We start from the raw sequence: 26,840 nt of genomic DNA on the forward strand, positions 1-26,840 counted from the left end.
AGGTCGTGGTCGCTCTCCGGACTCTTCGTATGCCCCCGAGTGGCCCGAGGACACCCGAGCCCGACCTCGAGTGTAGGTGACCTCCGGATTCAGGGCGTTGCCATGTGCAGCCGCAGGGTGAAGCCGTCGTCCTCGGCCCGGACCTCGACCAGGTCGCAGAGCTGGTGGATCATCCACAGGCCGCGGCCGCCGTGGGGGGAGGCCAGGGAGGGGCGGCGGCGGCCCGCCAGGGGGTCGGCCAGGCGGCCGCCGTCGCGGATCTCGGCGACGACTCCCGCCCGGGCGCCGCCGGCGGCCCACAGGCGCAGCGTGCCCTTCCCGCCCCCGTGGGACAGGGAGTTGGCCGCGGCCTCGCTGACGGCCAGGACCAGGTCGCCGCGGCGCGCCGCGCTCAGAGCGGTCCCGCGCGCCCAGGCGTCGGCGTACTCGCGCACCTCGGCCAGCCCTCCGTGGGCGTACGCGAACCGGGGCACCTCGTTCCCGGGTTCGGGCAGCGGCAGGTTGCAGTCCGCCGAGACCCGCGCCGCGTCGGTGTACGCCGGGCTCGCCAGGTCCAGGCCGCCCTCGATGAGGGTGGGGTGCGTGCGCCGCGCGTCGGCCAGCACGCCGGGCGTCAGCGCTCGTACGTCGTACGGGCACAGGATCGTGGCGGGCCGGCCGGCGAAGGCCGTGTTGATGAGGGCCTCGTGCCGGGTGGCCTCCAGGACCTCGGCGGGGGAGCGGCCGGGCCAGATCGGCTCTCCGACGATCCGGACCGCGCGGCTGACGTGCAGGTCGGCGAAATCCTGCAGTCCGGCCAGGATGCGGCCGGGATTGCGGCCCAGCTCGGTCATGTCCGTCCAGGTGACCGCGGCCGCGTTCCCGCCGAGGCTCTCGCGCAGGGCGTCCAGGTGCGGGCCCGGGACGGCGACGAGCACCGGTTCGCCGGCGGACACGGCGGTGCGGACGAAGCCGCCCACGCCGGCCACGTACGCGTCGAGGTCCTGGTAGAAGAGGGCGGGGTGGACGAAGGCCCCGGGCCCGGCGGGCTCAGGAACAGTGATCATGCTGCGACCTCCAGCGCGGCGCATTCGTCCGGGAACATCTGCACGACCTTGCGGAGCGAGTACGGCGGGTCGTGGAGCAACAGGCGTTGCCCCTGTCCCTTGAGGGCGGTCGCCGCCCGTACGAGGGCGGCGACCGCGGCCGTGTCCAGGAAGACCACGGCGGACAGGTCGAGGTGGACGACGGGGCCGGGAATCCCGGTCACGACGCCGAGCGCCGCGGACAGGCACTGCCGGGTGTCGAGGTCACAGCTGCCGCTCAGGCGCGCGCCGGGACGGTCCTGCCACGGCCGGGCGGTGAGCGGCGCGCACGCGTCCGCTCCCGCCTCCGCGCCGGATGGAGAGTTCATGGTCCTTTCCTACACTGCGAGCATGCCTTCGCGCAGCCGTGCCAGCGTCCGGGACAGGATGCGGGAGACCTGCATCTGGGAGACGCCGAGTGCGGCGCCGATCTCCGCCTGGGTCTTCTCCTGCCCGAAGCGCATCCGCAGGATGAGGCGGTCGCGTTCGTCCAGCTGCTCCAGCAGGGGGGCGAGGGTGTGGAACTCCTCGAAGAGCTCCATGCCGGGATCGACGGCGCCGTGGCGCTCCGCCGCCGGCCGGGCGCTCCGGCCCGCTGCGGGCGACGCGTCGCCGTCCGCGGGAGTGGCGTCGAGGGAGCTGCTCGTGTAGCCGTTCGCGGCCACCAGCCCCTCGATGACCTCCTCCTCGGACAGCTCCAGGTGGAGGGCGATCTCCTTCACCGTCGGCGCCCTGCCCAGGACGTCGCTCAGGGAGTCCTGGGCCTTGGCCAGTTCCGTACGCAGCTCCTGCAGCCGGCGCGGTACGTGCACGGCCCACGTGGTGTCGCGGAAATAGCGCTTGATCTCACCCGTGATGTACGGGAGGGCGAGGGTGGAGAACTCGACCTCGCGCTCCGTGTCGTAGCGGTCGATGGCCTTGATCAGGCCGATGGTCCCCACCTGGATGACGTCCTGCATGTCGAGACCGCCGCCGAGCACCCGGGCCCGGAAGCGCCGCGCGGCGAACTGGACGAGGGACAGGTTCATTTCGATGAGCGTGTTGCGCGTGTACTGGTACTCGCGCGTCCCCTCCTCCAGCGTGCGCAGCCTCGCGAAGAAGAGCCGCGAGAGCTCCCGGGCGTCACCGGGCGCCATCTCCCGGGCGTTCTCGACCCGGTACAGGTCCGCGTCCTGCGTGGGCGCTCCCGCGGACTCCGGGTCACACGTGGGTACTTCAGCGTCTGCTGCACGCATGGGGCCTACAACGGTGGCCGAGCGATACATGGTGGCCGCTCCCTCCCGATTGACTGACGGCTGCCGGGGGCGCTTCTGCCCCGTCCGAGAGGGTCTACACACTTCGAGGCACGATCCTTCCCCGGAACGGCGATCCCGGCGGGCGCCCGCGGTCGGCAACGGGCCGGTGCCGGTCCGGTGTCGGGCCGGGAGTCTGCGGTGCCGGAGCCAGGAGCAGGCATACTCCCTGGGAAGAACGTACGACTGACGATCCGGGGAGGCGGACATGGCCGGAGCAGGGGACGGATACGGGCAGAACGTGGTCGGGGACGGCTACCCGGCCGGGGCCGGCTGGGTGGTGGTGGCCCGGGGAGAACTGGACCAGGACACCCTGGTTCCTTTGGAGGAGGCCCTCACCGAGGCGGCGGGGCTGCACCCGCTGGTGATTCTGGACGCCGGTTCCATCACCTTCGGGGACTCCTCGTTCCTGAACCTGCTCCTGCGGCTGCACCACCTCACGACCCTGCGGATCGCCGCCCCCGGCGAGCAGTTGCGGCGGCTGTTCGCGGTGACCGGAGCCGATACGGTCCTGTCCCTGCACGAGAGCGTCGAGGCCTCCGCCGGGGTGTGAACCCGCTCCCGGCGCCCGGCCGACCCGCAGCTCAGCCGGTGTCCGGCCCCTCGGCACGCGGGTGGTGCGGGTCCGGTCCGCCGCCGGGCCGGAAGCACGCGGTGATCGCCTTCCCGCCGTGGCACGCGTGGACGTCCAGGGAATCGGCCAGGGCGTTGACGATCCCCAGCCCACGGCCCGATGTGGCGCCCGCGTCGGTAGTGGGCTCCCGGTGACGGGGCAGCCGCGGATCGGCGTCCGCCACGCTCACGTGGAGGCAGCAGCCGTCCCAGGTCAGCACGAGGTGCGCGGTGCAGGCCGCGTGCAGGTGTGCGTTGGTGACCAGTTCGGAGACGCAGACCAGCACGGAGTACACGGGGTCGGCCTCCGAACCGCTCCACGGCAGCGACGCCAGATGGCCCGCCGTCCACTCCCGCGCCGCCCGGACACCCTCCGCGACGGGAAACGACCGGGCCCAGCCCACAGCCTTGACCGCCATCCCCTTCACCCCGTTTCTCCGTGGTGTGCGAGTATTGCCGGTTCGTCTACCCGGAAGCCGCCCGGTCACCCGGGGCTCGCCGAAGAGGGTTGTGCGGGGGCGAGTTCGGGACGGGAGCGGAGGGGCTCCCGACCACTTCCCTTTCCCGCAGGCGGGATGCGCTGTCCCCGGTGTGATCGACCGTGCCTTATCGTCCCTTCGGCGGCGCTAGCCTTCACCGGACCGGTGGTGCGGCGAAGGCGGATCCCCGCGGTGCCGGGCGCATCGGTGCGCCCGAAGCCGGGGTCCTTCTCGTCCCGTTCGTCGGAATGTCGGTTTCGAGTGTGAGGTTGGGGCGGATGGCCGAGCGGGCGGGCACGGGTTCGGCGGGCGGGGCGACTTCGCTTCCGGGTGAGGGCGGAATCGGCGAGGCGGAGCTGCGCAGGCTGCTGGCCGGGCTGACCGCCGTACGCGACGGGGATTTCCGTACCCGGCTGCCCGACGCGGCGGACGGGCTCCTCGGGGAGATCGCCACCGTCTTCAACGGGATGGTCAACCAGCTGTCCCTGTTCACCTCCGAGGTGACGAGGGTCGCCCGCGAGGTGGGCACCGAGGGGACGCTGGGCGGCCAGGCCGACGTACCGGGAGTCGGCGGCGCCTGGCTGGACCTCACGGATTCGGTCAACTTCATGGCGGGAAACCTCACGGCCCAGGTGCGCTCCATCGCCCAGGTCGCGACCGCCGTCGCCAAGGGCGATCTGTCCCAGAAGATCACCGTGACCGCGCAGGGAGAGATCCTGGAGCTGAAGGAGACCATCAACACGATGGTCGACCAGCTGTCCGCGTTCGCCGGCGAGGTGACCCGGGTGGCCCGCGAGGTCGGCACCGAGGGCCGGCTCGGCGGCCAGGCGGACGTGCAAGGAGTCTCCGGCACGTGGAAGGACCTGACGGAGTCGGTCAACGTCATGGCCGACAACCTGACCGCCCAGGTGCGCTCCATCGCCGAGGTCACCACCGCCGTGGCGCAGGGTGATCTTTCGCAGAAGATCCGGGTGGATGCGCGGGGGGAGATCCTGGAGCTGAAGGAGACCATCAACACGATGGTCGACCAGCTGTCCGCGTTCGCCGACGAGGTCACCCGGGTGGCCCGGGAGGTCGGCACCGAAGGCAATCTGGGCGGTCAGGCCACGGTCCGGGGCGTCTCCGGCACCTGGAAGGACCTCACCGACAACGTCAACGTCATGGCCTACAACCTCACCGGTCAGGTGCGGTCCATTGCTCAGGTGGCCACCGCCGTCGCCCGTGGTGACCTCTCGCAGAAGATCATGGTGGAGGCGAAGGGCGAGGTCGCCGCGCTGGCAGGGGTCATCAACACGATGGTCGACACGCTGTCGGCGTTCGCCGACGAGGTGACCCGGGTGGCCCGGGAGGTGGGCACGGAGGGCCGGCTCGGCGGTCAGGCACAGGTGCCCAACGTGGCGGGCACCTGGAAGGACCTCACCGACAACGTCAATTCCATGGCCAACAATCTCACCGGCCAGGTCCGCAACATCGCCCTCGTCACGACGGCCGTGGCCAACGGCGACCTGTCCAAGAAGATCGACGTGGACGCCCGCGGGGAGATCCTGGAGCTGAAGACCACCATCAACACGATGGTCGACCAGCTCTCCGCGTTCGCCGCCGAGGTCACCCGCGTGGCCCGCGAGGTGGGCAGTGAGGGCCGCCTCGGAGGCCAGGCCGAGGTCGAGGGGGTCTCCGGCACGTGGAAGCGGCTGACGGAGAACGTCAACGAGCTGGCCGGCAACCTGACCCGTCAGGTCCGGGCCATCGCCGAGGTGGCCAGCGCGGTCGCCGAGGGCGACCTGACCCGCTCGATCACGGTCGACGCCTCGGGCGAGGTCGCCGAACTCAAGGACAACATCAACTCCATGGTCGGCTCGCTCCGCGAAAGCACCCGCGCCAACCAGGAGCAGGACTGGCTCAAGTCGAACCTGGCCCGCATCTCCGGCCTGATGCAGGGCCACCGGGACCTGGCCGCCGTCGCCGAACTCGTCATGGACGAACTGACGCCGCTGGTCGCCGCCCAGTACGGAGCCTTCTACCTCGCCGAGGACCGCCCCGGCGGCACCGCACTCACCCTCGTCGGCTCCTACGGGCGTTCCGCCGCCGAGCAGGGAGCCGCCTTCGCCCTCGGAGAGTCCCTCGTCGGACAGGCGGCCCGCAGCCGCCGGATCATCGCCACCGACCAGGTCCCCGCCGGCTACGTGATCTCCTCCGGGCTCGGCCACACCACCCCGGGCAGCCTGATCATCCTGCCGATCGTGGTGGACGACCAGATCCTCGGCGTGATCGAGCTGGCCTCCTTCTCCGCCTTCAACCCCGTCCACCGCGACTTCCTGGCCCAGCTGATGGAGGCGATCGGCGCCAACGTCAACACGATCGTGGCCAACGCCCGCACCGACGAGCTCCTCGGCGAGTCCCAGCGGCTGACCGGTGAACTCCAGGCCCGCTCCGAGGAACTCCAGGTCCAGCAGGAGGAACTCCAGCGCTCCAACGCGGAACTGGAGGAGAAGGCCGCCCTCCTCGCCAGCCAGAACAGCGACATCGAGGCCAAGAACCTGGAGATCGAGCAGGCCCGGCAGGAGCTGGAGACCCGCGCGCAACAGCTGTCCCTGGCCTCCACCTACAAGTCCGAGTTCCTCGCCAACATGAGCCACGAGCTGCGCACACCGCTCAACAGCCTCCTGATCCTGGCCCAGTTGCTCGCCCAGAACCCCGCGCGCAACCTCACCCCCAAGCAGGTCGAGTACGCGGGCATCATCCACTCCGCCGGATCGGACCTCCTCCAGCTGATCAACGACATCCTCGACCTGTCGAAGGTCGAGGCCGGCAAGATGGACATCAACCCCGAGCGGGTACATCTGCCCCAGCTCCTGGAGTACGTCGACGCCACCTTCCGGCCGATGACCACGCAGAAGAGCCTCGACTTCACCGTCACCACGGCCCCCGGCGCCCCCGACGACCTGCTCACCGACGACTCCCGGCTGCGCCAGATCCTGCGCAACCTCCTGTCGAACGCGGTCAAGTTCACCGAGCGCGGCGGCGTCGAGCTCCGCATCGAACCGGCCGCGGCCCCCGAGATCCCCTCCGGACTCTCCCGGCGCGGTCCGATGCTGGCCTTCCGGGTGCGCGACACGGGCATCGGCATCCCCGAACAGCAGCTGGAGTCGGTCTTCGGGGCCTTCCAGCAGGCCGACGGCACCACCAGCCGCAAGTACGGCGGCACCGGTCTCGGGCTCTCCATCAGCCGCGAGATCGCCCAGCTCCTCGGTGGCGCCGTCACCGCGGAGAGCACCCCCGGCCAGGGCAGCACCTTCACCCTCTACCTGCCGGTCAGCCGCGCGGACTACGAGGACGCCTCCTTCGCCGACGCTCCTGCGGCGCTCCCGCCGGGAACCCCGTACCGAGCGGCGATGGGGCAGGCCGGCCGTCCGGGCGAGCCCGTACTCCCGGAACAGCGGCGGTCCCGCCGCCTGCTGGTGATCGAGGAGCGGACCAACGGGCTGCTCTCCCTCGTCGCCGAGAGCGCCGACCGGGACTTCGCCCCCGGCCCCCGGGCGGCGGGGGAGCCGGGGGGAATCCACGTGGTCCACGCCACCGGTTCCCGCGAGGCGGCCGCGGCCCTGGCGGCGCACTCCTTCCACTGCGTCGTCCTGGAACTGGGCCTGCCCGACGGCGAGGCGCTGCGCTTCCTCGACGCCCTCGACGGAGACCCGGCCCTCGCCTCGCTCCCCGTCCTCGCCCACAACAACCCCCGGGTACGGGCCGACCAGGAGGAGGCCCTGCGCGGCCGGTCCGCATCGCACCGCGTGGAACTGCTCTCCAGCCTGGACGAGCTGCGCGAACGCATCGCGCTCCACCTGTCCGCCGAACAGCCGGGAGACGTCCTGCCCCTGGTGCAGGGGGACGCGCGCCGCAGCCACGCCGATCACGTGCTCGAAGGCGACCTGGCCGGACGCACCGTCCTCGTCGTCGACGACGACGCACGCAACCTCTTCGCCCTCAGCGGGGTCCTGGAGCTGCACGGCATGCGGGTGCTCCATGCCGAGGACGGCCGCAAGGGCATCGACGCCCTCGTCCGCAACGCCGGCGTCGACATCGTCCTGATGGACGTCATGATGCCCGAACTGGACGGCTACGCCGCCACCGCCGAGATCCGGCGGATGCCGCGGTACGCGGACCTGCCCATCATCGCGGTCACGGCCAAGGCGATGCCCGGGGACCGGGAGAAGAGCCTCGCCGCGGGCGCCAGCGACTACGTGACCAAGCCGGTGGACGCCGACGACCTCATCGCCCGCATCCGGCGCCGGCTCACCCGGTGACCGGGGACACGCGCCGGCACGACGATGCCCGCCGGCAGGGAACACCGGACGCCGACCGGCCGGCGGGCCTCGTCCCGCAGCAGGCTCCGACGCCCCTCGGGCGCCTCGTCGCCACCGTGGAACGGCTGCGCCGCGAAGTGCTGGAAGCACAAGGGGCCGCCGACGGGCGGGCCCTGGTCGAACTGGCCAAGGGCATCCTGATCGGCCAGCTCAGCTGCACCCCGGCCGCAGCCGCCCGCCAGCTCGACGTCCTGTGCCGCGAGAGCGGGATGTCCCCCCTCGAACTCGCCGCCGACATCGTCAACCAGGCCTCCCGCGACCACGTCAGCGAGATCGCCGCCGAGTTCGTCGAACGTACGGGGGCGGCTGCGGGTACGGGCCCGCGCGCCGACGGGACCGTCCGGGCCGATCGGTACTCCACGGTCGCGGTGCGCCTGCGCACCGCCGAGAGCGGGGTGCTCCGCGTCGCCGCCGACACACAGGCGGTCGCCGAGTCCCTCCTGTCGAACGCCCTGGGCCCCCTGGGAGCCGTGGCGGTGGCCGTGTGGGCCGCGGAACCCGACGGGTCGCTGGCCCTCGCAGGCCACGCCGGATTCCCGCCCAGGGAAGCCGCGCGCTGGCGCCACGTCCCCCCGGGCGTCTCCACCGTCGCCCGTCTCGCGCTGGGGGAGCGCAGGCTGGTCACCCTCGCCGACCTCGACCGGGAAGGGCTCCCCTCCATCGGCCGGGCCGAGTGGCCCGACGGCGGGCGGATGGCGGTGCCCACGGGGACGGGCGGACGGATCCAGGGCGTCCTGGAGATCTGCTGGCCTCGGCCCCTGGAGACCCAGGCACCCCAGATCGAGCGCCAGGTCGAAGCCCTCGCCGAGCTGTGCGCCCGCACCATGGACGCCTCGCCCCCGCGCGACCCCGAGGCGGCCGACGCGGTCCTCCCCGACGTCGCCGAGCTCATCGACCTCGCCGAAGGGCTCCAGGACCCGGCCGTGGTCCTCACCCCGGTCCTCGACTCCGACGGCCGGCTCGCCGACTTCCGGATCAGGCACACCGGCAGCCGCTTCGTCGACCCGGGGGGACGACCGCGCGGCGACGTCAACGGAGCCCTGCTGCTGGAGGCCTACCCGCTGGCGGCCGGGGAGAGCGGGCTCTTCGACATCATCGAACGCGTGCACGCGACGGGCGAACCCTTCCGCGCCGAACGCATGAGCCTGACCGCGCTCGTCGACCAGATCCCGCTCACCTCGGTCGCGAACATCAGCGTCAGCCGCCACGGCTCCGCCGTCCTGCTGATCTGGCGGATCGAGGACGAGACGGCCCGCCTGGCCGATCTCCTCCAGCACGCCCAGCGCCTGGGCCGGATCGGGGGCTTCGAAGAGAACCTCGTCACCGGCGAGACCACCTGGAACGCCCAGCTCTACGCGCTCCACGGACTCCCGCCCACCGCGCCCCCGGTCCGGCTGCGGGAACTCCCCGGCTACGCGCACCCCGACGACTCCGCGGCCCTCGGCCGCTTCCTGCGCGCGGTCCTGCGCCACCGCCGCCCCGCCTCCGTCAACCTGCGCCTGCGCAGATCCGACGGCATCACCCGCCACATCCGGGTCGTCGCCGAGCCCGTCCTCGACGCGGACCAGCGGCTGCACGCCGTGCGCGGCGCCTACCAGGACATCTCCGCCCAGCACTGGACCGAGGTGGCCCTGGCCGCGACCAGGGACCAACTCGCCCACACCGAGGCCGAGTCCGCCGAACGAAACCGGCTGGCCCTCCAGCTCCAGCACGCCATCATGCCCCCCACCCCGCCGGCCATCGAGGCGCCGGGCCTGCGGGTGGCCGTCCGCTACCGGCCGGCGGAGATCGAGGCGCTCGTCGGCGGAGACTGGTACGACACCGTGGTGCTGCCCTCCGGGCTGATCATGCTGTCGGTGGGCGACGTCGCCGGGCACGGCATCGAGGCGGCCACCGGCATGGTCGTCCTGCGCAACGCCCTGCGCGGACTCGCCGTCACCGGGGCGGGCCCCGCCCAGCTGCTGTCCTGGCTCAACACGGTCACGCACCGGCTGGCCAAGCACGTGACGGCCACGGCCGTCTGCGGCCTCTTCGACCCGCGCACGCGAGTGATGCGCTGGGCCCGCGCGGGCCACCTGCCTCCCGTACTCGTCCGCGGAGGAGAGGCGGAGGCGTTCCCGCTCATCGAGGGGCTGCTCCTCGGAGCCCTGCCCGATGTCGCCTACGTCGAGCGGGAGGTGCAGCTCGAACCGGACGACACCCTGCTGATGTACACGGACGGGCTGGTGGAGCGCCGGGACTCCTCGGTGCAGGAGTCCCTCGGCCACCTCCTGCGCGCGGCTGCCTCCGCCGCCGGGGACCTGGACGGCCAGCTGGACCGCCTCCTCGCCGCGAGCCGTTCCGACACGGACGACGACACCTGTGTGATCGGCATCCGCGTCGGCTGACGGCCCGGCCGGTCCTCTACCGGGCGGAGATCCGAACGGAGTCGACGGTCACCTGCTGCCGGGGCGCTCCGTCGCTCCCGCCGTCCCTGGTCCCCTTCTTCGCGATCTCGGCGAACCGGTAGCCGGGCCCGCCGGAGCCGGTACCGGTCGGGTCCCCGCACTGCAGGACGAAGATGCCTGCGGTGGTGAGCCGGTGGCGGCCCTTGATGCCGGCGCCCCGCCCCGTCCCGGGGAGAAACGCCGTACGGGTCCTCCGATCAGCGGATCCGGGCGGCTCGCCTCCACGGGCCGGCCATCGACAGAGGAGCTACGCGTGAACCATCGGCCCGAGCCTTTCGAGATCCTCCCCGGCGCAGCCACGTCGCCGGTGATCCTGCACGTGCCGCACTCCTCGCGGGTCATACCGGAGTCCGTCCGCCGGGGAATCCGTCTCTCCGACCGCGCGCTCGACCGGGAGCTCGACCACATCACCGACTCCCACACCGCAGAGATCGCCGCGGCGGCCGCGGCCGCCTGCGCCGTCACGCCGTGGCGGTTCGTCAACGGGCTGTCCCGGCTGGTCGTCGACCCGGAGCGGTTCCCCGACGAGCGCGAGGAGATGCTCGCCGTGGGCATGGGCGCGGTGTACACGCACTCCACGCACCGGGAGCGCCTGCGCCCCGAGGGGTTCGACGCCCGCCCCTTGCTCGACCGCTACTTCCACCCGTACGCGGAGGCGATGACGCGGGCCGTGGAGGACCGGCTGCAGGCCGCCGGACGAGCGGTGATCATCGACGTTCACTCGTACCCGACGGAGCCCCTCCCGTACGAACTCCACGGTGAGGGCGACCGGCCGCCGATCTGCCTGGGCACGGCCCCTTTCCACACCCCGCCCGCCCTCCTGGCCGCCGCCGAGAAGGCGTTCGAGGGCTTCGGCGGCACCGGGCTCGACAGTCCCTTCGCCGGCACGTACGTGCCGCTGGAGTACTACGGCAAGGACGACCGGGTGGGCGCGCTGGTGATCGAGATCCGCCGGGACACGTACATGTCGGAGCCCGGCGGCCCCGCCGGCCCCGGCCTCGCCGCGCTGGCGGAGGCCCTGACGGAACTCGTGGACGAGCTGGCGACCTGATCCGGTCCGGGCGGGGGATCGCGGCGCCCCGAGGCGTGTCGGTCCTGGTCCGGGCCGCTGCCGTCCGGCACGGTGGGCGCGGCCAGTGGCCGTCCGCCACGACGGCCCCAGAACCGTGCGAAGGGGTGCGCATGACGGAGAACGGCACCTCCCGGACCAGCCGCCGCACCCTCCTGCTGGCCGCCGGATCGGCCGGCGCCGCCGCACTGGCGGCGGCCTGCTCGGGTCCGGCGACCACCCGGGGTGCGGCGGGCCGGCCCGAGGGCCCCGCGTCCCCGGCCTCGAACGCGACCCCGACCGCGACCGCGGCCGCAACGGGATCGTCCAGCCCGGCGTGCGTGCTGACCACGGAAGCCGGCGAGGGCCCGTACTACCTCGACCTGGACCGGGTGCGGTCCGACATCACGGAAGGCCGGGCCGGCGTGCCGTTCCGCCTGGACCTGACCGTGCTCCAGGCATCGGCCGGCTGCCGCCCGGTCCCCGGCGCCGCGGTCGACATCTGGCACGCGGACAGCTCGGGCACCTACTCCACCGGCAAGGACACCTTCCTGCGCGGCACCCAGCTCACGGACGCCGCCGGGCGGTGCACCTTCCGCACCGTCGTGCCGGGCTGGTACCGGGGTTTGGCGCCCCACATCCACTTCAAGGTGCGCCCCGACCGGGACACCGAGACGACCTCGCAGTTCTTCTTCCCCGAGGAACTCCTGCTGCGCGTGTACGCGCTCCAGCCCTACGCCCGCCGCAAGGCCCCGGCCCACCCCAACACCCGGGACGGCCGCTACCGGGACTCGGGCGCCGCGATGACCCTGAACCCGTCACCGGACGCGGCCGGCTACCGGGCGGCGTTCACCGTCGGCATCAGCTGACATCCGCCGACGGCTCGTACCAGAGGCTCGTCATCGGGGAGTGCGCGGTCCAGCCCAGCGCGGAGTAGAGCGCCCGGCCGTCGGGCGTGCCGACCAGGAGGCCGGTCCGTGCACCGGCTTCGTACGCGGTGTTCTGGAGCGTGCGCATCACCAGGCCGCCGAGGCCCTTGCGCCGGTGCTCGGCGGCGGTCTCGACCTGGTCGACCACGACATGGGCGCCGGCAGGGGAGCCGGCATGGGCGATCTGTCCCCGGGCGGCGAAGTGCCCCTCGCGCGTACGGACCAGCACCCGGCTGACGCCGCCCCGGGTCCAGCGGGTGAGCGCGTAACCGGCCGGCACCTCGGGGTGCTCCGGTACGAGGCGACAGGTCATCAAGAAGCCCGGGATGTCGCTCCGCCACCCCGGACCGACCCAGGGCAGGACCGCCTGCTCCTCGGCGAACAGCTTCAGCCAGGTCCCGGGCGCGCTCGTCGCGGCGGCGATCTTGCGCACATCGGCTTCGGAGGGTTCCGGCAGCACGTGCCGGGCTACGTGCTTGGGCTGCCCGACGTCGATCGTCCACCCCCACGGCTCGTCGATCGGGTCCGAGCCGCCGCGGGAGACCACCCAGCCGCTGATCCACATCCGCACGAGCTCACTGATCCCGCTGTCCGGCATCGCCGCCATCCCCCTCGGTAGGTAATAAGTGATAGCCCCAAAGGGACCTTACGTAACGAGGGTGAGTCTTGGCCATAGACGGGGTGATACCCGCTTGCGCAAGATCGCCACGCGGGGCAACGTGGCCTGACATCGCACGAAGGCAGGAAACAGGAAAGATGACCGCGCAGGCTCACCCCGCAGACCACGAACTAGTCCAGGCCGCGGCCGACGTCGCGCGCACCCGATGCCGCGGCGACAACCACACCATGGCGGCCGCGGCCCGGGCCCGCGACGGCCGGATCATCACCGCGGTGAACGCCTATCACTTCACCGGAGGCCCCTGCGCCGAGCTGGTCCTCATCGGCACGGCAGCGGCGCAGGGAGCCTACGAGCTGGACACGATCGTCGCCGTGGGCGACCGCGACCGGGGGGTCGTCCCCCCGTGCGGCCGGTATCGGCAAGTCCTCCTCGACTACTTCCCCGCCCTGAAGGTCATCGTCGGCCAGGGCGACCGCGTCCGAACCGTCCTCATCGCCGACTTGCTGCCCGAAAGCTACGTATGGGCCGACCACCAGCTCGACGCCGGGTAGGTGCTCCCGGCCGGCTACTGCGTGAGGAACGCGCGGAGCACGGCGACCGTCTCCTCCGGTGCCTCGAAGGGCCAGAAGTGGCCCGAGTCGAAGAGGTGGACGCCGCTCCCCTCCGGGAGTTGCGCGAGGACGTCCGGATCGGTGTAGAACTCGCGGGGCTGCAGCGGGTCGCCCGCTCCCTGCAGGAGCAGGACCGGGCACCTCCACCGGGGGATGAGCCGCGTGCGCCGCTCGATCCATTCCTGGCGGAACGAAGAGGAGTGGAAGTAGCGGGGGACCGCCGTGCTGATCCCGTCGTGGCCGAACTCCTGCACGGTGCGCGCGAGGTCCGAGGTCTTCACCGCGCGCTCGGTGAGCAGGAGGTAGGCGGTGGCCACGAACCGGCGGGCGTCGGCCAGCATCGAAGGAGCCTCGGGCGAGGTGAACATGGCCTGCTGCGGGTGGAGTTCGGGGTTCAAGTGCCAGAGGTGCTGCTGTCCCCGGCCGTAGCGGACGACGCGGTCGCCCGACCGGGCCACGAGATGGTCTCCGACCGGAGTGCCCCGGTCGTGCGTGATCAGACTGAACCGCTCGATCCGGAGCTGGTCCAGGAGGGCCTCCAGCTGGATGGCGACACCTTCTTGGCGGAAGTCGCCGGTGCCCTTCTCCGACTGGCCGTAGCCCTTCAGATCGATGGCCAGGCAGCGGTGGTCGGAGCCGAGCGCTTCGAGCGCGTAGTGCCACTGCCACCAGGAGTCGGGCACGCCGTGGAGGAACACCACGACGGGACCGTCCGCGGGTCCTGCCTCGACGTAGTGCCAGCGCACGCTTTCGCCGTCGCCGGGAGCCTCTGCGATGCGGTGGGTGACGGTGACGTTCCCGAGCTGCTCCTGGTCGCCGTCGGCGTCGAGGGCGCGGGGCGGTGTCTGTGGCAGGTCGACGATGAGCTCGTCGACCGTGGCGAGTCTGGAGAAGCCCTCCTCCAGTCCCGCGTGGACCCGTTGCGGAAGCGGGGAGTATGCGTGCTGGATCGCGTTGCCCTCGGACGGCATGGCCGGTCCTCTCTCGAAGTGGCTAACTGATGAAAGCATCAGTTACGCGAGAGTCGTCAGTCAATGGGTCGCGGCCATGTATCGGGGGAGAGGGTCGGGGCTTCCTGATACTTCCATCAATTGTGCTATCGACTAGAGTCGAGCCATGCAGCAGCCGCCTCCCCAGCCCGTCAATCGCTTCGAGCGCCGTCGGGCCCAGACCCGTCAGGCCCTCATCGGGGCGGCCCGCGCGATCCTCGCCGAGCGGGGCAATGCCGAGGTGAGCATCCAGGTCATCGCCGAACGCGCGGACGTGGGGTTCGGCACCTTCTACAACCACTTCGAGACCAAGGAAGCCCTCTTCGACGCGGCGGTCGCCGACGCGCTGGAGGAGTACGGGCAACTGCTGGACGCCGCGACGGGGTCGATCGACGATCCGGCCGAGACCTTCGCGACCAGCGTCCGGCTCGCGCTGCGCCTGGCGGCCAGCCATCCGGAGATCACGGGAATCCTCCGCTTCCGAGGTCTGCAGCACGTGCACAGCGGGACCGGTCTCGGCCCGCGCGCCCTGCGCGACCTGGAGGTCGGCAGGGCGTCCGGCCGGTTCCGCGTCGCGGACGCGCAGGTCGCGCTGAGCGCCGTCGGCGGGGCCGTCCTCGGGATGGTCCAGCTGGGAGCCACCACCGACCTCGCCGAGGCGGCGGGCGAGCAGACGGCCGAGATGATCCTGCGCATGCTCGGCGTGCCCGCCGACGAGGCCCGCGAACTGGCGACCCGACCCCTGCCGGCCTTGGGGCGGTAGGGCGGGGGCGCCGCCCCGAGGGCGGGGCCGGGCGCGAAGCAGAGTGACGAGCGGGTGGAGTGGACTCCACCCGCTCGTCGCGTTGTGGCCCCTGATCCCCTCCTCCTGAATGATGGATAAATCGTAACTGATGAATACCTCAGTTACGATGGATCCCATGAAGCCTGTAATCGGGGACACCCCCCTCCGAGTGGGCCGCGCCGGCACCCGTGGCGTTCTCTTCGCCATGTGCCTGTCGCTGGTCCTGGTCGTCGCGTCGGTCTCCGCGCTCAATCTGGCCCTGCCGGACCTCGCCGTGGACCTCGACGCCTCGAACTCCTCGCTGACCTGGATAGCCGACGGCTACACCGTCGCCCTGGCCGCGCTCGTCCTGCCCTTCGGCGCGCTCGGCGACCTGTTCGGCCGCCGCAAGATGCTGATCCTCGGCAATCTGGTGTTCGGGGTGGCGGCCCTGTTCGCCGCCTTCGCCGACTCCACCACTCACCTGATCGTCTGGCGCGTCCTGATGGGCGTCGGTGCGGCCATGATCATGCCGGGCACCCTGTCCACGATCACCTCCGTCTTCCCGGCCGACAAGAAGGACCGCGGGGTGGCCACCTGGTCGGGATTCGCCGCCGCCGGTGCCATCATCGGCATGCTGGTCGCCGGTGGTCTGCTGGAGCAGTGGACCTGGAAGTCGATCTTCGTCGTCAGTGCGGCCACCTCGCTGGTCTGCGCCCTGGCGGCCTTGTTCCTGGCACCGGAGACCAGGAGTTCCACGCCGGAGCCCTTCGACCGGGGCGGCTCCGTGGCCACCGCGCTCATGGTGGGCACCCTCGTCTACGGCATCATCGAGGGCAGCGACCGCGGCTGGACCCGGCCCGAAGCCCTCGTCGCCTTCGGTGTCTCCGCCCTCGCCCTGATCGCGTACGTCGCCCTCGGGCTGCGCAGCCGCCACCCGATCCTCGACCCGCGCCTGTTCCTCCTGCGCGGCTTCCGCGCCGGCACGATCGCGATCATGACCCAGTTCATGGCCGTCTTCGGGTTCTTCTTCGTCGGCCTGCAGTTCCTCCAGCTCATCCTCGGCTACAGCCCCCTCAAGAGCGCCGTCGCCCTCATCCCGGTCGCCGCCGTGGTCCTGCCCACCTCGCAGATCACGCCCCGGCTCGTCCGCCGGCTCGGCTACAAGACCGTGCTGCCCGTGGGTCTGCTGTGCCTGGCCGGCGGGATGTTCTGGCTGACCTTCCTGGATGCCGGGAGCGGCTACCCCGCCTTCCTCGTGGCCCTCGTCGTCGCAGGGCTCGGCATCGGCCTGATCGGCTCCGCCGGAACCAGCTCGATCGTCGACTCCCTCGGCCCCGACCGCCAGGGCGTGGCCTCCGCCATGAACGACACCACCCGTGAGGTCGGCTCCGCCGTCGGCATCGCCATCATGGGCTCGGTCTTCTCCTCCCAGTACCGCTCCGCCCTCCCCGACAGCATCATCCGCGGGCTCCCGGCCGACGCCGCCGAAACGGTGCGCCACTCCGCCGCCGGAGGGCTCCAGGTCGCCTCTCGCCTCGGAGAGCGCGGACTGCAGCTCGCCGACGGGGTGCGCGACGCCTTCATGAACGGCTTCACCGACGCCATGAGCGTCATCGCCGTGATCCTGGCCGTGGCCGCCGTCGCCTGCCTGGTCTTCGCCCCGGCCCGTCATCGGAGCCCCGCGGGCCCGGACGGGGAACCGCAGGCTGTCGGGTCATCCGCAGAAGCGCACTGTTGACAGATTGATCGGTCAAGACTGATGCTTTCATCAATTAAGTCGGGGGAGGCATCCGCCGCCTCAGGGGACGCCGATCCGGCGTGCCGCGCGCCTGCTCATCGCGTGCGTGCCCCCTCGCCGGGTCCGTCCGAGGACCCCTGGCCATTTCCGAGCAGGAGAATCCCATGAGCACAGCCGTTGTCCGGACGCATGAGGGCTGGTGGGTCCAGCGGGCCGACGGCCGGATCCGTCCGGTCGAGACCGACGCCGCCACCACCGCCGAGCTCCTGGCCGACCGTCCTGCCGTCGAGCGGGCCTCCCGCGCGGAGGGCGGCTGGGAGGAGCCCGGCCCGCGCGAGCTGCTCTCCCCGGTCACCACGCCGTGCCGCGTGGTCGCCCAGATGGTGAACTACCGCTCGCACGCGGTCGATTCCGGATTCGACCCCGACCTGGTCCCCACCGCGTTCTTCCGCAAGGCCTCCGGATCGGTGACGGGACCGGCCTCGGAGATCGTCCGCCCCGAGCACGTCCGGCTCCTGGACTACGAGGTCGAACTCGGTCTGGTCTTCGGGGCGCCGCTCCCCCTGAACAGCGACGTCACGCCCGGCTCGCTGCCGCGGTACATCGCGGCCCTGGTCGTGGCCAACGACATCAGCGCCCGCGACCTCCAGCTGCCCAAGACCCAGTTCTACGAGAGCAAGTCCTACCCGACCTTCACCCCGCTCGGCCCGCGCCTCGTCCTCGTCGACGAGCAGGACCTCGCGAGCCTGGACCGCCTGCGTCTGCTCTGCACGGTCAACGGCGAGGTCCGCCAGGACAGCACGCCCGCCGACATGATCACCAAGCCGGACCGTGCGCTGACCGCACTCGCCCGGTTCCAGACGATGGCCCCCGGAGACGTTCTGCTGACGGGAACTCCCGGGGGGACCGCCCTGCGCTCCCCGGGCAAGGCCCTCGAACTGATCGGCTCCCTGCTGCCGCCCGCGAAGAAGTGGCGGGCCTTCTTCGCCCGGCAGGAGAGGAACCCCGCCTACCTCAAGCCCGGCGACATGGTGACGACCTCCATCGCCGCCCCCGACGAATCCCTGGACCTCGGCACCCAGCGGACCCCGGTCCGCGCCGCGACCGCGAAGGAACGCGCATGACCACGCCCCCGCTCCCGCCCCCGGACCTCCTGTGGCCGGAGTACTCCACCCCGAGCTCGCTCGCCGCGATCGAACAGGTGGCGCTGGCGGACCGGAACCTGCCCGCCTCCACCTACGCCGTCCTGACCCGGGCCGCCGAACTCTGGCCCGACCGGCCGGCCATGACCTTCCTGCCGGGTGCCGACGCCTGGGAATCGGGAAGGACCCGTACCTACGCCGACCTGCGCGCGGAAGTCGACCGCATCGCCGCTCTCTTCCGCTCCCACGCCGTCAGCCGCGGGGTCACCGTGGGCCTGCTGTCCCCGAACACCGCCCTGCTGCCCTCCGCGTTCCTGGCCGCCCAGGCCACCGGCCTCGCGGCCCCGGTCAATCCGCACCTCCCCGCCGAGCACATCACCCGGCTGCTGGAACGGGCCCGGGCCCGGGTCCTGATCGCCGCCGGACCAGAACTCGACCCCGAGGTCTGGGCCACCGCCCGCACCGTGGCCGCGGAACTGCACGCGACCGCCCTGTACGCACTGAGGCCCACCGGCGCCGAAGGCGCCGGCCCCCGCCTGGAACCCCTGCCGGGAACCGTCGTCGGCCACCTCGACGCCGCAGCGGCCGGACTCCCGGACGCGGCGCATCCGCAGCCGCCCACGGCCGGCGACCTCGCGGCCCTCTTCCACACCGGAGGCACCACCGGCGCCCCGAAGCTCGCCGCGCACACCCACGCCAACCAGGTCGTCGACGCGTGGAGCATCGCGGCGAACTCCCTCCTCGGCGAGGACTCCACCGTGTTCGCCGGACTTCCCCTTTTCCACGTCAACGCCCTGGTCGTCACCCTCATCGCCCCCATGCTCCGCGGCCAGCACGTGGTGTGGGCGGGCCCGCTCGGCTACCGGGAACCGGCCCTCTACAGCCGGATCTGGAAGATCATCGAGCGCTACCGGATCTCCGCGATGTCCGCGGTTCCCACGGTCTACTCCGTCCTGGCACACGTCTCCGTGGACGCGGACATCAGCTCCATGCGGTTCGCCGCCGTAGGCGCCTCGGCCCTTCCCGACACGGTCCGCACGGCCTTCACGGCCAACACCGGAATCGAACTCTGCGAGGGATACGGACTGACCGAGGCGACCTGCGCCACGGCCCGCAGTTTCACCGGCGCCGACCGCCGCCCCGGGTCCGTCGGACAACGCCTGCCCTACCAGCAGGTGCGGACCGCGCTGGTCGACACCCAGGGCAACTGGCTGAGCCTGCCCGACGGCGCACCGGGCGTGCTCCTGGTCAAGGGCCCCACCGTGTTCCCGGGTTACGTCACCGGCCACGGCCCGACCGGCCCGCGCCTGGACAGCCAGGCGACCGTGCGCGACGGCTGGCTCAACACCGGCGACCTCGCCCGGGTGGACAAGGACGGGTTCATCCACCTCCTCGGCCGCGCCAAGGACCTGATCATCAGGGGCGGACACAACATCGACCCCGCCGCGATCGAGGACGCCCTCCTGCAACACCCCTACGTCACCGGCGCGAGCGCCGTGGGCCGCCCCGACCCCCACGCCGGCGAGGTCCCCATCGCCTACGTCACCCTCGCCCCGGGCGCGCCCGAGGCCATGACCGGATCCGGCGCACTGATCGCGCACGCCAGGACCTTCCTGCAGGAGAAGGCAGCCGTGCCCAAGGACGTCATCGTCCTGGACAGCCTGCCGGTCACCGCCGTGGGCAAGCCCACCAAAGTCCCGCTGCGGATGCGCACCCTGACGCAGACCGCCCTCGACGAACTCGCCGCCATCGGCCTGCCCTGCCGGCCCGACCGCGTCCGCTGCCACCTCGACGGACCACGACTGACGGTCACCGTCCCCAGGCCCGCCGACATCGCCGACGCCGACCGGATCGCCGCCGCCCTCGGCCGGTACACCTTCGACTGGACCTTCACCGAGCGCTGAGCGCCACCCGTCTGGAGCCACCCATGACCACCAACCCCACTCCCACTCCCACCCCGCCGGATCCCCACCAAGGGCTGCACAGCCAGGACGGAGCCCGCCGCGGCGAACACCCCGGACGGGACCCGCAGCCCGTCATCAAGGTCCTCGACCTGGCCTGGCTGGAGTTCGTCAAGCCCGACCTGGAGCGGGCGGAAACCTTCGCCCGGGACTTCGGCTTCGCCGTCGCCGCCCGGACCCCGGGGGCCCTCTACCTGCGCGCCACCCTGCCCGGACCGCACTGCCTCGTCATCCGCAAAGGCCCGGTCTCCCGATTCCTGGGCCCGGCCTTCCTCGCCGCCGACCACTCCGACCTCGACCGCCTCGCCGAAGCCACGGGCCGACGCGTCCACGCGCTCCACGAATACGGAGGCGGTCGCGCGGTGGACCTCCTGGACCCCTCGGGCATCCCCGTCCGGGTCGTCCACGGCGTCACCGACCACCCGGCCCTTCCCGTCCAGCAGCCGCTGCCGCTCAACTCGGGCGGAAGCCGCGTACGGATCAACGTGACCCAGCGACCGCCCCTGGAGCCGGCCCGCGTCGAACGCCTCGGCCACCTCGTGCTCTCCACCCCCGTCTTCCGGCGCGCCCTGGACTGGTACCTGCACCACCTCGGCCTCATCGTCAGCGACTTCCTCCACCTCGACGGACAGCGCGAGCGCGGCCCCACCATGGCCTTCCTCCGGTGCGACCGCGGCAGCCTGCCGGCGGACCACCACACCCTCGCCCTGCACCTGGGCCCCGACACCGGCTACGTCCACTCCGCCTACCAGGTCGCGGACTTGGACGCCCTCGCGGCCGGCGGCACCTACCTCGCCCAGCGCGGCTACCGCCGCTCCTGGGGCATCGGCCGCCACATCCAGGGCAGCCAGATCTTCGACTACTGGCGCGACCCCGACCGCTTCCTCGTCGAGCACTTCACCGACGGCGACCTCTTCGACCACACCCTCGAACCCGGCTGGGCCGCCATGTCCGCCTCGGGACTGGCCCAGTGGGGACCGCCCGCCACCCGGGACTTCCTCGGAGCCACCCCCTCACCCGCCCTGCTGCGCACCGTGCTCACCGCCCTGCGCCAGGACAACGAGCTCGACCCGGCCCGGCTGACCGCCCTGATGAAAGCCATGAACTCATGACCCGCCTCCCCGGCGAACGCCGGGCGGCAGGCCCGGTCGCCGTCATCGGAGCGGGCCCGGTAGGGCTGGTGGCAGCCCTCCTGCTGGGGCGATACGGCGTGCCCTGCGAGGTGTTCGAGCGACACGGGGCCCCCTACCCCCTGCCCCGCGCCGTCCACATGGACGACGAGGTCGTGCGGATCCTCCAGGCCGTCGGAGCGGCGGAGCCCTTCGCCGCCCGCAGTCGCCCGGCCCTCGGCATGCAGCTCGTGGACTCCCGGCACCGCGTCCTGGCCCGGTTCCTGCGCGATGCCCCCACGGGAGCCCACGGATACCCCCAGGCCAACATGTTCGACCAGCCCGAACTCGAAGAAGCCCTCCGCGACCTGCTCGAACAGCACCCCTCGATACGCCTGCACGGGAACACCGAGGTCCTCGGCCTGACCCTGCCGCCCTCCGGTACCAGCGGTCCCGCAGCCCTGCGCGTCAAAGACCTCGCCACCGGGGCCGAACGCACCCTGCACGCCGCCGCAGTCCTCGGATGCGACGGCGCCACGAGCCTGACCCGCCGGGCCATCGGCTCCCGGTCGCAGGTCCTCGGCACACCTCAGCACTGGTTCGTGGTCGACGTCCGGTGTCCCGTCCCGCTCCCCGCCTGGGACGGCGTACACCAGGTGTGCGACCCCGCGCGCCCCGCCTCCTACATGCGCATCGGCGAGGACCGCTACCGCTGGGAGTTCCGCCTCGCCGACCAGGAAGCCGAAGCGGCCATGGCGGACCGTGTCCGCACCCTGCGGCTCCTCGCGCCGTGGACCGGGCCGATCCCCGAGCGCCATCTCGATGTGGTCCGCACGGCCCGCTACACCTTCCGCGCGCAGGTCGCCGACCGCTGGCGCCACGACCGCGCCTTCCTCCTCGGCGACGCCGCCCACCTCACTCCGCCCTTCATCGGCCAAGGCCTCGGTGCGGGCCTGCGCGACGCCCACAACCTGGCCTGGAAACTCGCACGGGTGCTCAACGGGCACAGCCCCGAATCCCTCCTCGACACCTACGAGAGCGAACGCCGCCCGCACGCGGTGCACCTGGTCCGCACCGCGGTCCTCATCGGCGGGGCCATGACCAGCGCTCACCCCGCCGCCCGGATCGCACGCCGCGCAGGTCTCGCGATCGGCCGCCATGCCCGGCTGCCGGCCCGCGCCGTGCCGGCCACCCTCAGCCCCGCCCTGCGCGGAGGAACGCTCGCCGGGCGAACCCCCGTCCCCACACGGGGCCCGCGCCCGGGCGACCTCGCGCCCCAGCCCCCGATCCGTACACCCGACGGACGCCCCGCACGCCTCGACGACCTGCTCGGCGACGGTTTCGCGCTCCTCGCCTGCCGACCCCTCACCCCCGGCGAGGACCGTCTCGCACGTGCCGTGCCCGCCCGGATCCTCACCGTGCTCCCGCCCGGCGCCGCATGTCCGGGCACCGCGAACACCTCGTACGCGATCGACACCACGGGCGCGCTCGGCAACTGGCTCCGCGGAGGCGCGGTCCTGCTCCGCCCGGACCGGGTGGTGCTCGCCGCCCAGCACGGAGAGGGGGAGTCGCTCGTAGAGTCGGCGCACGCGTGGGCCCGGGTACTGGCACCGCCCGGCCCCGCCGCGTAGGAACGCAAAGTGTTCGCGCGGTCGCGATGCGTGAGAATCCAGGTGTGCGGGGGCTCCTGGCGGGCAGATAGCCCGCATGCTCTCGGACATGATCGACCGGTTGAGGGTCCTGCCCCGCCCACGCCGAACTCCCGTCTTCACCGCCGACTTCACCTCGCCCACCCAGTGGATCGCCGGCCGCTCCTGGGCCTATCCCGACGGCGGCCCCGTCAACCCGGGCGACAACAAGCTCGACCACCTCACCGACGACCCCGCCTACAGCCGTGGCGGGGTCTTCCGGGCGACACCGCGCTCCGACGGCAACTGGGACTGCGGGCTGCTCACCACCGAGGGCAGTGACGAGGGCTTCCAAGTGCGCACCGGAGACGTGCTGGAGGCCCGGGTGAAGCTGCCGGTACAGCTCGGCGCCTGGCCCGCCATCTGGACCTGGCGCGACGGCGGCCAGGAGATCGACGTCTTCGAGTACCACCCCGACAACCCCGACCTCCTCGAACTCTCCAACCACGTCCGGGAGGCCCACCGCTACCACCGCGACCCGGCGGTCCGGCCCGGAGCGTGGATCGACGTGAAGGTCGAGTTCGGGAAGGGCTCGGTCGTCTGGTGGGTCAACGGCGACCGGGTCTTCAGCGACGGCAGGGGAGTGGGCCGTCGCTGGTCCGCCTACCTCATCGTCAACCTCTCGGTCTGCGCGGGCCGGTACCACCCGGCGCCGGAGTCCGGGGTCGCGGAGCTGTCCTACGAGGTCGCGCAATTGCGGGTGTACCGGACGCTCCGGGGGCTGTTCTAGAGCGGCGACGCAGCGGCGGCGGCCGGATCCGAGGGGCAGGCGGTGGCCGGGACACGCCCTGGACGCCGAATCCGGGGTGCGTTAGCTTCCGGCGCCATGAGACTTCTGGGAGTTGGCATGTGCGCGGCGGCTCTGCTGCTGGGGGTGGTGGCCGCCCCGGCGCAGGCCGCAGACGGGTCACGGGACCTCCGCAGTGCGCGCTGGGCACTGAAGGAGACCGGCAAGGACGCCCGCTTCCGGGGACTGGCGGCCGTGAGCCGGTCCACGGCCTGGGTGGCCGGCTCGAAGGGGACCGTACTGCGCACCTCGGACGGCGGCCGCAGCTGGCGCGACGTCTCACCGCCCGGGGCCGTCGCGGAGGGACTGGAGCTGCGGGACATCGAGGCCTTCGACGCGCGGCGCGCCGTGGCCCTGTCCATCGGCGAGGGCGAGGCCTCCCGGGTGCTGCGCACCGAGGACGGCGGCGCCACCTGGACGGAGACCTTCCGCAATCCCGACCCGCGGGCCTTCTACGACTGCCTCACCTTCTTCGACTCCCGCCACGGGCTCGCGATGAGCGACCCGGTGGACGGCAAGTTCCGCATCCTGTCCACGGATGACGGCGGCCGCAGCTGGCGGGTGCTGCCGAACGCCGGGATGCCGGACGCGCTGCCGGGCGAGGCGGGGTTCGCGGCGAGCGGCCAGTGCCTGGTGTCCGCCGGGCCGCGCGACGTCTGGCTGGCCACCGGCGGGGGCGCGGTCGCGCGGGTGCTGCACTCGGCGGACCGCGGCCTGACCTGGCGGGCGGCCGAGTCCACCCTCCCCGGGGGCGACCCGGCGCGCGGGGTCTTCGCCCTCGCCTTCAGGGACCGTACGAAGGGCCTGGCGGTCGGCGGCGACTACCGCACCGGGCAGGCCTCCCCGCAGGCCGCGGCCGTGTCCTCGGATGCGGGCCGGAGCTGGCGCCCGGCGTCGACCCCGCCGCCGGCCTACCGTTCGGGCGCGGCCTGGTTCCCGTACGGGGCCGGCGCGGCCCTGGCGGTGGGCCCGACGGGCACGGACGTGACCGGGGACGGCGGTCGCACCTGGCGGGCGCTCGACCCGGGTTCCTTCGACACGGTCGCCTGTACGGCGGACGGCGCCTGCTGGGCGTCGGGGGAGAAGGGGCGGGTCGGGCGCCTGGAACGGGCGCGCCGGGGCTGATCGGTCTCACCTGCCGCCGTGCGCCGCCCGCAGGTGTGCCAGATAGGCCTCGGGTTCGGGGCCGTGTGCCTGGTCCTGGACTCCCCGCCGGACGTGCGCCAGGTCTCCGCCGGAGCCGATGCGCAGCATGGTGGTGGCCGCGTGGGGAGTGCCGGGGCGGCGCAGTGCGTCGGCGTCGACGACCGGGATGCCGGGCCCGAACATCGCCGTGGCCCGGGCCGCGGTGTCCGCCGGGGGCTGCCCGGTCCGGTTGGCGCTGCTGACGTAGAGCTGCGGAAAGCCCGTCAGCAGGGCGGACAGCGGCCCCCAGTGTGCGCCGAACAGCAGGAGGTGGCCGTCGCGGAGGGCGGGTCCGGTCCAGGGCGACGGCCGCGCGTCTGCGCGTACGGGCACCAGGAGCGTGACCCGCTCCTCGCGCAGCAGGGCGAACGCGGTGCGGAGCGCGGCCGGTGGCAGGGCCAGTTCCGTGCCGAGGTCGTGCCAGACGGCGTCGTCGTGGACCCAGAGGGCGACTTCCTGGCCGGTCGGGCGGCCCTTCGCGTCGTTGACGGCCCCGGGAGTGGTGGCGGCGACGACGTAGGTGAGCGGGCTGGGGTTGGGCAGGATGACGGCCCCTCCGGCCCGCAAGGCGTCGGCGGCGGCGCCGGTGTCCGGGAGGCGGGTGTCCGACATGCGGTGAGTCCGATCAGGGTGCGGGTGCGGGCGTTGGCGTGGGCGTGGCGGTGGTGAGGGCTTCGAGGTACGCGCCGAAGTCCGCGTCGGGGACCTCGGCCTGGTTCAGGCGGTAGGCGCGGTCCTTGACCCAGGCCAGGGCCTCGCCGGTCCGGTCCGGATCCAGGTGGTGGCCCAGGCGCTCGGCGACCGCGCGCAGCACGCGCCGGCTGGCGAGGTGGGTCAGCACCACGGTCGGCGCGAGGCCCAAATGGTGCTCGGGGTCGTAGGGCTGGAAGGTCCGCGGGTGGGTGAAGGGGGTTCCGGTGGAGATCGTGGCGACCCCGCTGCCCACGATCGGAGTGGTGACGGTGAGCGGCACCCCGGTCTCCGCGGACACCATCCGGGCGATGCCCGGCAGCCGCGTCAGATCCGGCTGCGTCCACCACGGCTCGCAGTCGGGCCCCAGGACGTACGCGGCCTTGGCCGGGTCGTGCGCGAGGAGGAAGAGCAGCTGTTCGGTGGCGACCATTCCGCTGCGCTCGGCCATGCCCAGCCAGGAACAGGCCGCGACCCGCGCACCGCTCTCGAGGGCGGCCAGGGTGTTGGCCAGGCCGAGGCCGAGGTCGTTGTGGAGGTGCGAGACCAGGACCGTGTCCCGACCGGCGCCGGCGGCGACCCGCCGGAAGAGGTCCCGGGTCTGGCCGGGCAGCAGGTCGCCGACCGTGTCGGCCAGCACGATCGTGGCCGCCCCCTGTGCCGTCATCCGGCCCGCGTACTCGGCCACCAAGGCGTGGTCCGCGCGCGGCGCGTCCACCAGGCACACGTCCACCGCCGTGCCGTCGGCGCGGTCCACGGCCTCCTTGACCACGTCCAGGCCCCGGTCCAGGGCCGTGCGGGCGTCACTGTGCACCAGGGCGCGGGCCGTGGCCTCCGAGGCGGCCACGATCACCATGATCCGCCCGTGCGCCGCACCGCGTACCGCGCTCAGCGCGAGCCGTACGTCCTCCACCGTGCCCCGGCAGATCGCGGACGGGCTCACCGACTCCTGTGCTTCCAGAGCTACTTGCCGGGTCGCCTCGTATTCCTGACCGCACACGGAGGGGAACCCCGCGGCGAAGACCACGTGCCGGGGGCCGTCGGCCCCGAACACCGCCCCCTGCTCGCGGGCGAGCCGCACCCGGAAGTCGGCGCTCATCAGCGTCTTCGCCTGTGCGCCGTCCCGCGCCGACTCCTCGAAGAACACGACCCGTCCGGCCCGTGCCGACTCCCGCACCACGTCCACGTCTGACAACGGTCAAGCTCCCCTTCAAGCGCGGCACTTGAGCGCCCGCGTGCGCCGTGGAGATCCACTGGGAGGGATCGTACGGGGCGGGGCATCCCCGGTTGCGCGATACACGGATGTTCGAGTCGGTGATCGAA

Annotated in this window: 22 protein-coding genes and 1 pseudogene; 14 read left to right on the forward strand and 9 right to left on the reverse strand. The window is 72.6% G+C overall.

The genetic code is table 11. The features are described 5' to 3' along the window. Nucleotides 1-89 precede the first annotated feature (89 nt). The 3 genes from NLX94_RS23995 to NLX94_RS24005 are packed head-to-tail and all read right to left on the reverse strand — an operon-like array spanning nucleotide 90 to nucleotide 2,329. Entirely contained in the window at nucleotides 90-1,046 is a 957-nt protein-coding gene (locus tag NLX94_RS23995; protein WP_254385085.1) for a sensor histidine kinase, read from the reverse strand. After that, nucleotides 1,043-1,393: an STAS domain-containing protein gene (locus tag NLX94_RS24000; RefSeq protein ID WP_254385086.1), complete on the reverse strand. Its 351-nt coding sequence runs from the start codon at nucleotides 1,391-1,393 to the stop codon at nucleotides 1,043-1,045. Before NLX94_RS24000 ends, NLX94_RS23995 begins: the two co-directional genes overlap by 4 nt. A gap of 9 nt (nucleotides 1,394-1,402) precedes the next feature. Then, the gene (locus tag NLX94_RS24005; RefSeq protein ID WP_374684015.1) at nucleotides 1,403-2,329 is read right to left on the reverse strand and encodes a SigB/SigF/SigG family RNA polymerase sigma factor; all 927 of its coding nucleotides are present in this window, start codon (nucleotides 2,327-2,329) and stop codon (nucleotides 1,403-1,405) included. A gap of 235 nt (nucleotides 2,330-2,564) precedes the next feature. On the opposite strand from NLX94_RS24005, the gene NLX94_RS24010 reads away from it, so the two are divergent. Then, nucleotides 2,565-2,909: an STAS domain-containing protein gene (locus tag NLX94_RS24010; RefSeq protein WP_254385088.1), complete on the forward strand. Its 345-nt coding sequence runs from the start codon at nucleotides 2,565-2,567 to the stop codon at nucleotides 2,907-2,909. Between the two features lie 31 nt (nucleotides 2,910-2,940). Here the strand turns inward: NLX94_RS24010 and NLX94_RS24015 are convergent, their stop codons facing one another. Beyond that, nucleotides 2,941-3,387, reverse strand: a complete 447-nt coding sequence (locus NLX94_RS24015; protein WP_254385089.1) for an ATP-binding protein — start codon at nucleotides 3,385-3,387, stop codon at nucleotides 2,941-2,943. A gap of 338 nt (nucleotides 3,388-3,725) precedes the next feature. Between NLX94_RS24015 and NLX94_RS24020 the strand changes: the two genes are divergently transcribed. Together NLX94_RS24020 and NLX94_RS24025 are read left to right on the forward strand one after the other, a co-directional pair. Next, nucleotides 3,726-7,748 (forward strand): HAMP domain-containing protein, encoded by a 4,023-nt coding sequence (locus NLX94_RS24020; RefSeq protein ID WP_254385090.1) that lies wholly within the window; start codon nucleotides 3,726-3,728, stop codon nucleotides 7,746-7,748. Next, nucleotides 7,745-10,195: a SpoIIE family protein phosphatase gene (locus NLX94_RS24025; RefSeq protein ID WP_254385091.1), complete on the forward strand. Its 2,451-nt coding sequence runs from the start codon at nucleotides 7,745-7,747 to the stop codon at nucleotides 10,193-10,195. The genes NLX94_RS24020 and NLX94_RS24025 overlap by 4 nt, the downstream gene beginning before the upstream one ends. 16 nt (nucleotides 10,196-10,211) lie before the next feature. Here NLX94_RS24025 and NLX94_RS24030 read toward each other — a convergent pair. Further along, a pseudogene (locus NLX94_RS24030) lies at nucleotides 10,212-10,391 on the reverse strand (hypothetical protein); the annotation flags it as partial. A gap of 117 nt (nucleotides 10,392-10,508) precedes the next feature. On the opposite strand from NLX94_RS24030, the gene NLX94_RS24035 reads away from it, so the two are divergent. Further along, nucleotides 10,509-11,306, forward strand: coding sequence for an N-formylglutamate amidohydrolase (locus NLX94_RS24035; protein WP_254385092.1), 798 nt, complete (start codon nucleotides 10,509-10,511; stop codon nucleotides 11,304-11,306). Nucleotides 11,307-11,437: 131 nt separating this feature from the next. After that, nucleotides 11,438-12,172, forward strand: a complete 735-nt coding sequence (locus tag NLX94_RS24040) for an intradiol ring-cleavage dioxygenase (RefSeq protein ID WP_254385093.1) — start codon at nucleotides 11,438-11,440, stop codon at nucleotides 12,170-12,172. Here the strand turns inward: NLX94_RS24040 and NLX94_RS24045 are convergent. After that, nucleotides 12,165-12,830 (reverse strand): GNAT family N-acetyltransferase, encoded by a 666-nt coding sequence (locus NLX94_RS24045; RefSeq protein ID WP_254385094.1) that lies wholly within the window; start codon nucleotides 12,828-12,830, stop codon nucleotides 12,165-12,167. The two genes, NLX94_RS24040 and NLX94_RS24045, sit on opposite strands and share 8 nt — an antisense overlap. Before the next feature lie 158 nt (nucleotides 12,831-12,988). Here NLX94_RS24045 and NLX94_RS24050 point away from each other — a divergent pair, with 158 nt between their 5' ends. Then, nucleotides 12,989-13,402: a cytidine deaminase gene (locus NLX94_RS24050; RefSeq protein ID WP_254385095.1), complete on the forward strand. Its 414-nt coding sequence runs from the start codon at nucleotides 12,989-12,991 to the stop codon at nucleotides 13,400-13,402. A 14-nt stretch (nucleotides 13,403-13,416) separates the two neighbouring features. Here the strand turns inward: NLX94_RS24050 and NLX94_RS24055 are convergent, their stop codons facing one another. After that, nucleotides 13,417-14,433, reverse strand: a complete 1,017-nt coding sequence (locus tag NLX94_RS24055) for an alpha/beta fold hydrolase (RefSeq protein WP_254385096.1) — start codon at nucleotides 14,431-14,433, stop codon at nucleotides 13,417-13,419. A 145-nt stretch (nucleotides 14,434-14,578) separates the two neighbouring features. Between NLX94_RS24055 and NLX94_RS24060 the strand changes: the two genes are divergently transcribed. From NLX94_RS24060 to NLX94_RS24095, 8 genes are all read left to right on the forward strand, one after another. Continuing rightward, nucleotides 14,579-15,214 (forward strand): TetR/AcrR family transcriptional regulator, encoded by a 636-nt coding sequence (locus NLX94_RS24060; protein ID WP_254385097.1) that lies wholly within the window; start codon nucleotides 14,579-14,581, stop codon nucleotides 15,212-15,214. 157 nt (nucleotides 15,215-15,371) lie between these two features. Continuing rightward, nucleotides 15,372-16,955 (forward strand): MFS transporter, encoded by a 1,584-nt coding sequence (locus NLX94_RS24065; protein WP_254385098.1) that lies wholly within the window; start codon nucleotides 15,372-15,374, stop codon nucleotides 16,953-16,955. 164 nt (nucleotides 16,956-17,119) lie between these two features. Further along, entirely contained in the window at nucleotides 17,120-18,079 is a 960-nt protein-coding gene (locus NLX94_RS24070; protein WP_254385099.1) for a fumarylacetoacetate hydrolase family protein, read from the forward strand. Further along, nucleotides 18,076-20,001: an acyl-CoA synthetase gene (locus tag NLX94_RS24075; protein WP_254385100.1), complete on the forward strand. Its 1,926-nt coding sequence runs from the start codon at nucleotides 18,076-18,078 to the stop codon at nucleotides 19,999-20,001. Before NLX94_RS24070 ends, NLX94_RS24075 begins: the two co-directional genes overlap by 4 nt. 23 nt (nucleotides 20,002-20,024) lie before the next feature. Next, nucleotides 20,025-21,170 (forward strand): VOC family protein, encoded by a 1,146-nt coding sequence (locus tag NLX94_RS24080; RefSeq protein WP_254385101.1) that lies wholly within the window; start codon nucleotides 20,025-20,027, stop codon nucleotides 21,168-21,170. Further along, nucleotides 21,167-22,798 carry a bifunctional 3-(3-hydroxy-phenyl)propionate/3-hydroxycinnamic acid hydroxylase gene (locus NLX94_RS24085; protein WP_254385102.1) on the forward strand — a complete coding sequence of 544 codons (1,632 nt, stop codon included), beginning with the start codon at nucleotides 21,167-21,169 and terminating at the stop codon, nucleotides 22,796-22,798. Before NLX94_RS24080 ends, NLX94_RS24085 begins: the two co-directional genes overlap by 4 nt. 88 nt (nucleotides 22,799-22,886) lie before the next feature. Then, nucleotides 22,887-23,585, forward strand: a complete 699-nt coding sequence (locus NLX94_RS24090; protein WP_254385103.1) for a beta-glucanase — start codon at nucleotides 22,887-22,889, stop codon at nucleotides 23,583-23,585. 117 nt (nucleotides 23,586-23,702) lie between these two features. Next, nucleotides 23,703-24,767, forward strand: a complete 1,065-nt coding sequence (locus tag NLX94_RS24095; protein WP_374684019.1) for a WD40/YVTN/BNR-like repeat-containing protein — start codon at nucleotides 23,703-23,705, stop codon at nucleotides 24,765-24,767. Nucleotides 24,768-24,773: 6 nt separating this feature from the next. On the opposite strand, the gene NLX94_RS24100 is transcribed toward NLX94_RS24095, so the two are convergent. Together NLX94_RS24100 and NLX94_RS24105 are read right to left on the reverse strand one after the other, a co-directional pair. Further along, nucleotides 24,774-25,439 (reverse strand): hypothetical protein, encoded by a 666-nt coding sequence (locus NLX94_RS24100; protein WP_254385105.1) that lies wholly within the window; start codon nucleotides 25,437-25,439, stop codon nucleotides 24,774-24,776. Nucleotides 25,440-25,452: 13 nt separating this feature from the next. Beyond that, on the reverse strand, nucleotides 25,453-26,703 hold the full coding sequence (locus tag NLX94_RS24105) for a 2-isopropylmalate synthase (protein ID WP_254385195.1): 1,251 nt from the start codon (nucleotides 26,701-26,703) through the stop codon (nucleotides 25,453-25,455). Nucleotides 26,704-26,840 lie beyond the last annotated feature (137 nt).

It is taken from the genome of Streptomyces sp. TBY4 (assembly GCF_024213195.1).
Taxonomy (GTDB): Bacteria; Actinomycetota; Actinomycetes; order Streptomycetales; family Streptomycetaceae; genus Streptomyces.

What these genes read in the sequence shown, in the direction of transcription:
- NLX94_RS24060 (WP_254385097.1), top strand. Translation starts at nt 14,579, where the DNA reads ATGCAGCAGCCGCCTCCCCAGCCCGTCAATCGCTTCGAGCGCCGTCGG.
- NLX94_RS24090 (WP_254385103.1), top strand. Translation starts at nt 22,887, where the DNA reads ATGATCGACCGGTTGAGGGTCCTGCCCCGCCCACGCCGAACTCCCGTC.
- NLX94_RS24050 (WP_254385095.1), top strand. Translation starts at nt 12,989, where the DNA reads ATGACCGCGCAGGCTCACCCCGCAGACCACGAACTAGTCCAGGCCGCG.
- NLX94_RS24095 (WP_374684019.1), top strand. Translation starts at nt 23,703, where the DNA reads ATGTGCGCGGCGGCTCTGCTGCTGGGGGTGGTGGCCGCCCCGGCGCAG.
- NLX94_RS24000 (WP_254385086.1), bottom strand. Translation starts at nt 1,393, where the DNA reads ATGAACTCTCCATCCGGCGCGGAGGCGGGAGCGGACGCGTGCGCGCCG.
- NLX94_RS24070 (WP_254385099.1), top strand. Translation starts at nt 17,120, where the DNA reads ATGAGCACAGCCGTTGTCCGGACGCATGAGGGCTGGTGGGTCCAGCGG.
- NLX94_RS24100 (WP_254385105.1), bottom strand. Translation starts at nt 25,439, where the DNA reads ATGTCGGACACCCGCCTCCCGGACACCGGCGCCGCCGCCGACGCCTTG.
- NLX94_RS24085 (WP_254385102.1), top strand. Translation starts at nt 21,167, where the DNA reads ATGACCCGCCTCCCCGGCGAACGCCGGGCGGCAGGCCCGGTCGCCGTC.
- NLX94_RS24015 (WP_254385089.1), bottom strand. Translation starts at nt 3,387, where the DNA reads ATGGCGGTCAAGGCTGTGGGCTGGGCCCGGTCGTTTCCCGTCGCGGAG.
- NLX94_RS24045 (WP_254385094.1), bottom strand. Translation starts at nt 12,830, where the DNA reads ATGCCGGACAGCGGGATCAGTGAGCTCGTGCGGATGTGGATCAGCGGC.
- NLX94_RS24020 (WP_254385090.1), top strand. Translation starts at nt 3,726, where the DNA reads ATGGCCGAGCGGGCGGGCACGGGTTCGGCGGGCGGGGCGACTTCGCTT.
- NLX94_RS24055 (WP_254385096.1), bottom strand. Translation starts at nt 14,433, where the DNA reads ATGCCGTCCGAGGGCAACGCGATCCAGCACGCATACTCCCCGCTTCCG.
- NLX94_RS23995 (WP_254385085.1), bottom strand. Translation starts at nt 1,046, where the DNA reads ATGATCACTGTTCCTGAGCCCGCCGGGCCCGGGGCCTTCGTCCACCCC.
- NLX94_RS24080 (WP_254385101.1), top strand. Translation starts at nt 20,025, where the DNA reads ATGACCACCAACCCCACTCCCACTCCCACCCCGCCGGATCCCCACCAA.
- NLX94_RS24040 (WP_254385093.1), top strand. Translation starts at nt 11,438, where the DNA reads ATGACGGAGAACGGCACCTCCCGGACCAGCCGCCGCACCCTCCTGCTG.
- NLX94_RS24075 (WP_254385100.1), top strand. Translation starts at nt 18,076, where the DNA reads ATGACCACGCCCCCGCTCCCGCCCCCGGACCTCCTGTGGCCGGAGTAC.
- NLX94_RS24005 (WP_374684015.1), bottom strand. Translation starts at nt 2,329, where the DNA reads ATGTATCGCTCGGCCACCGTTGTAGGCCCCATGCGTGCAGCAGACGCT.
- NLX94_RS24065 (WP_254385098.1), top strand. Translation starts at nt 15,372, where the DNA reads ATGAAGCCTGTAATCGGGGACACCCCCCTCCGAGTGGGCCGCGCCGGC.
- NLX94_RS24010 (WP_254385088.1), top strand. Translation starts at nt 2,565, where the DNA reads ATGGCCGGAGCAGGGGACGGATACGGGCAGAACGTGGTCGGGGACGGC.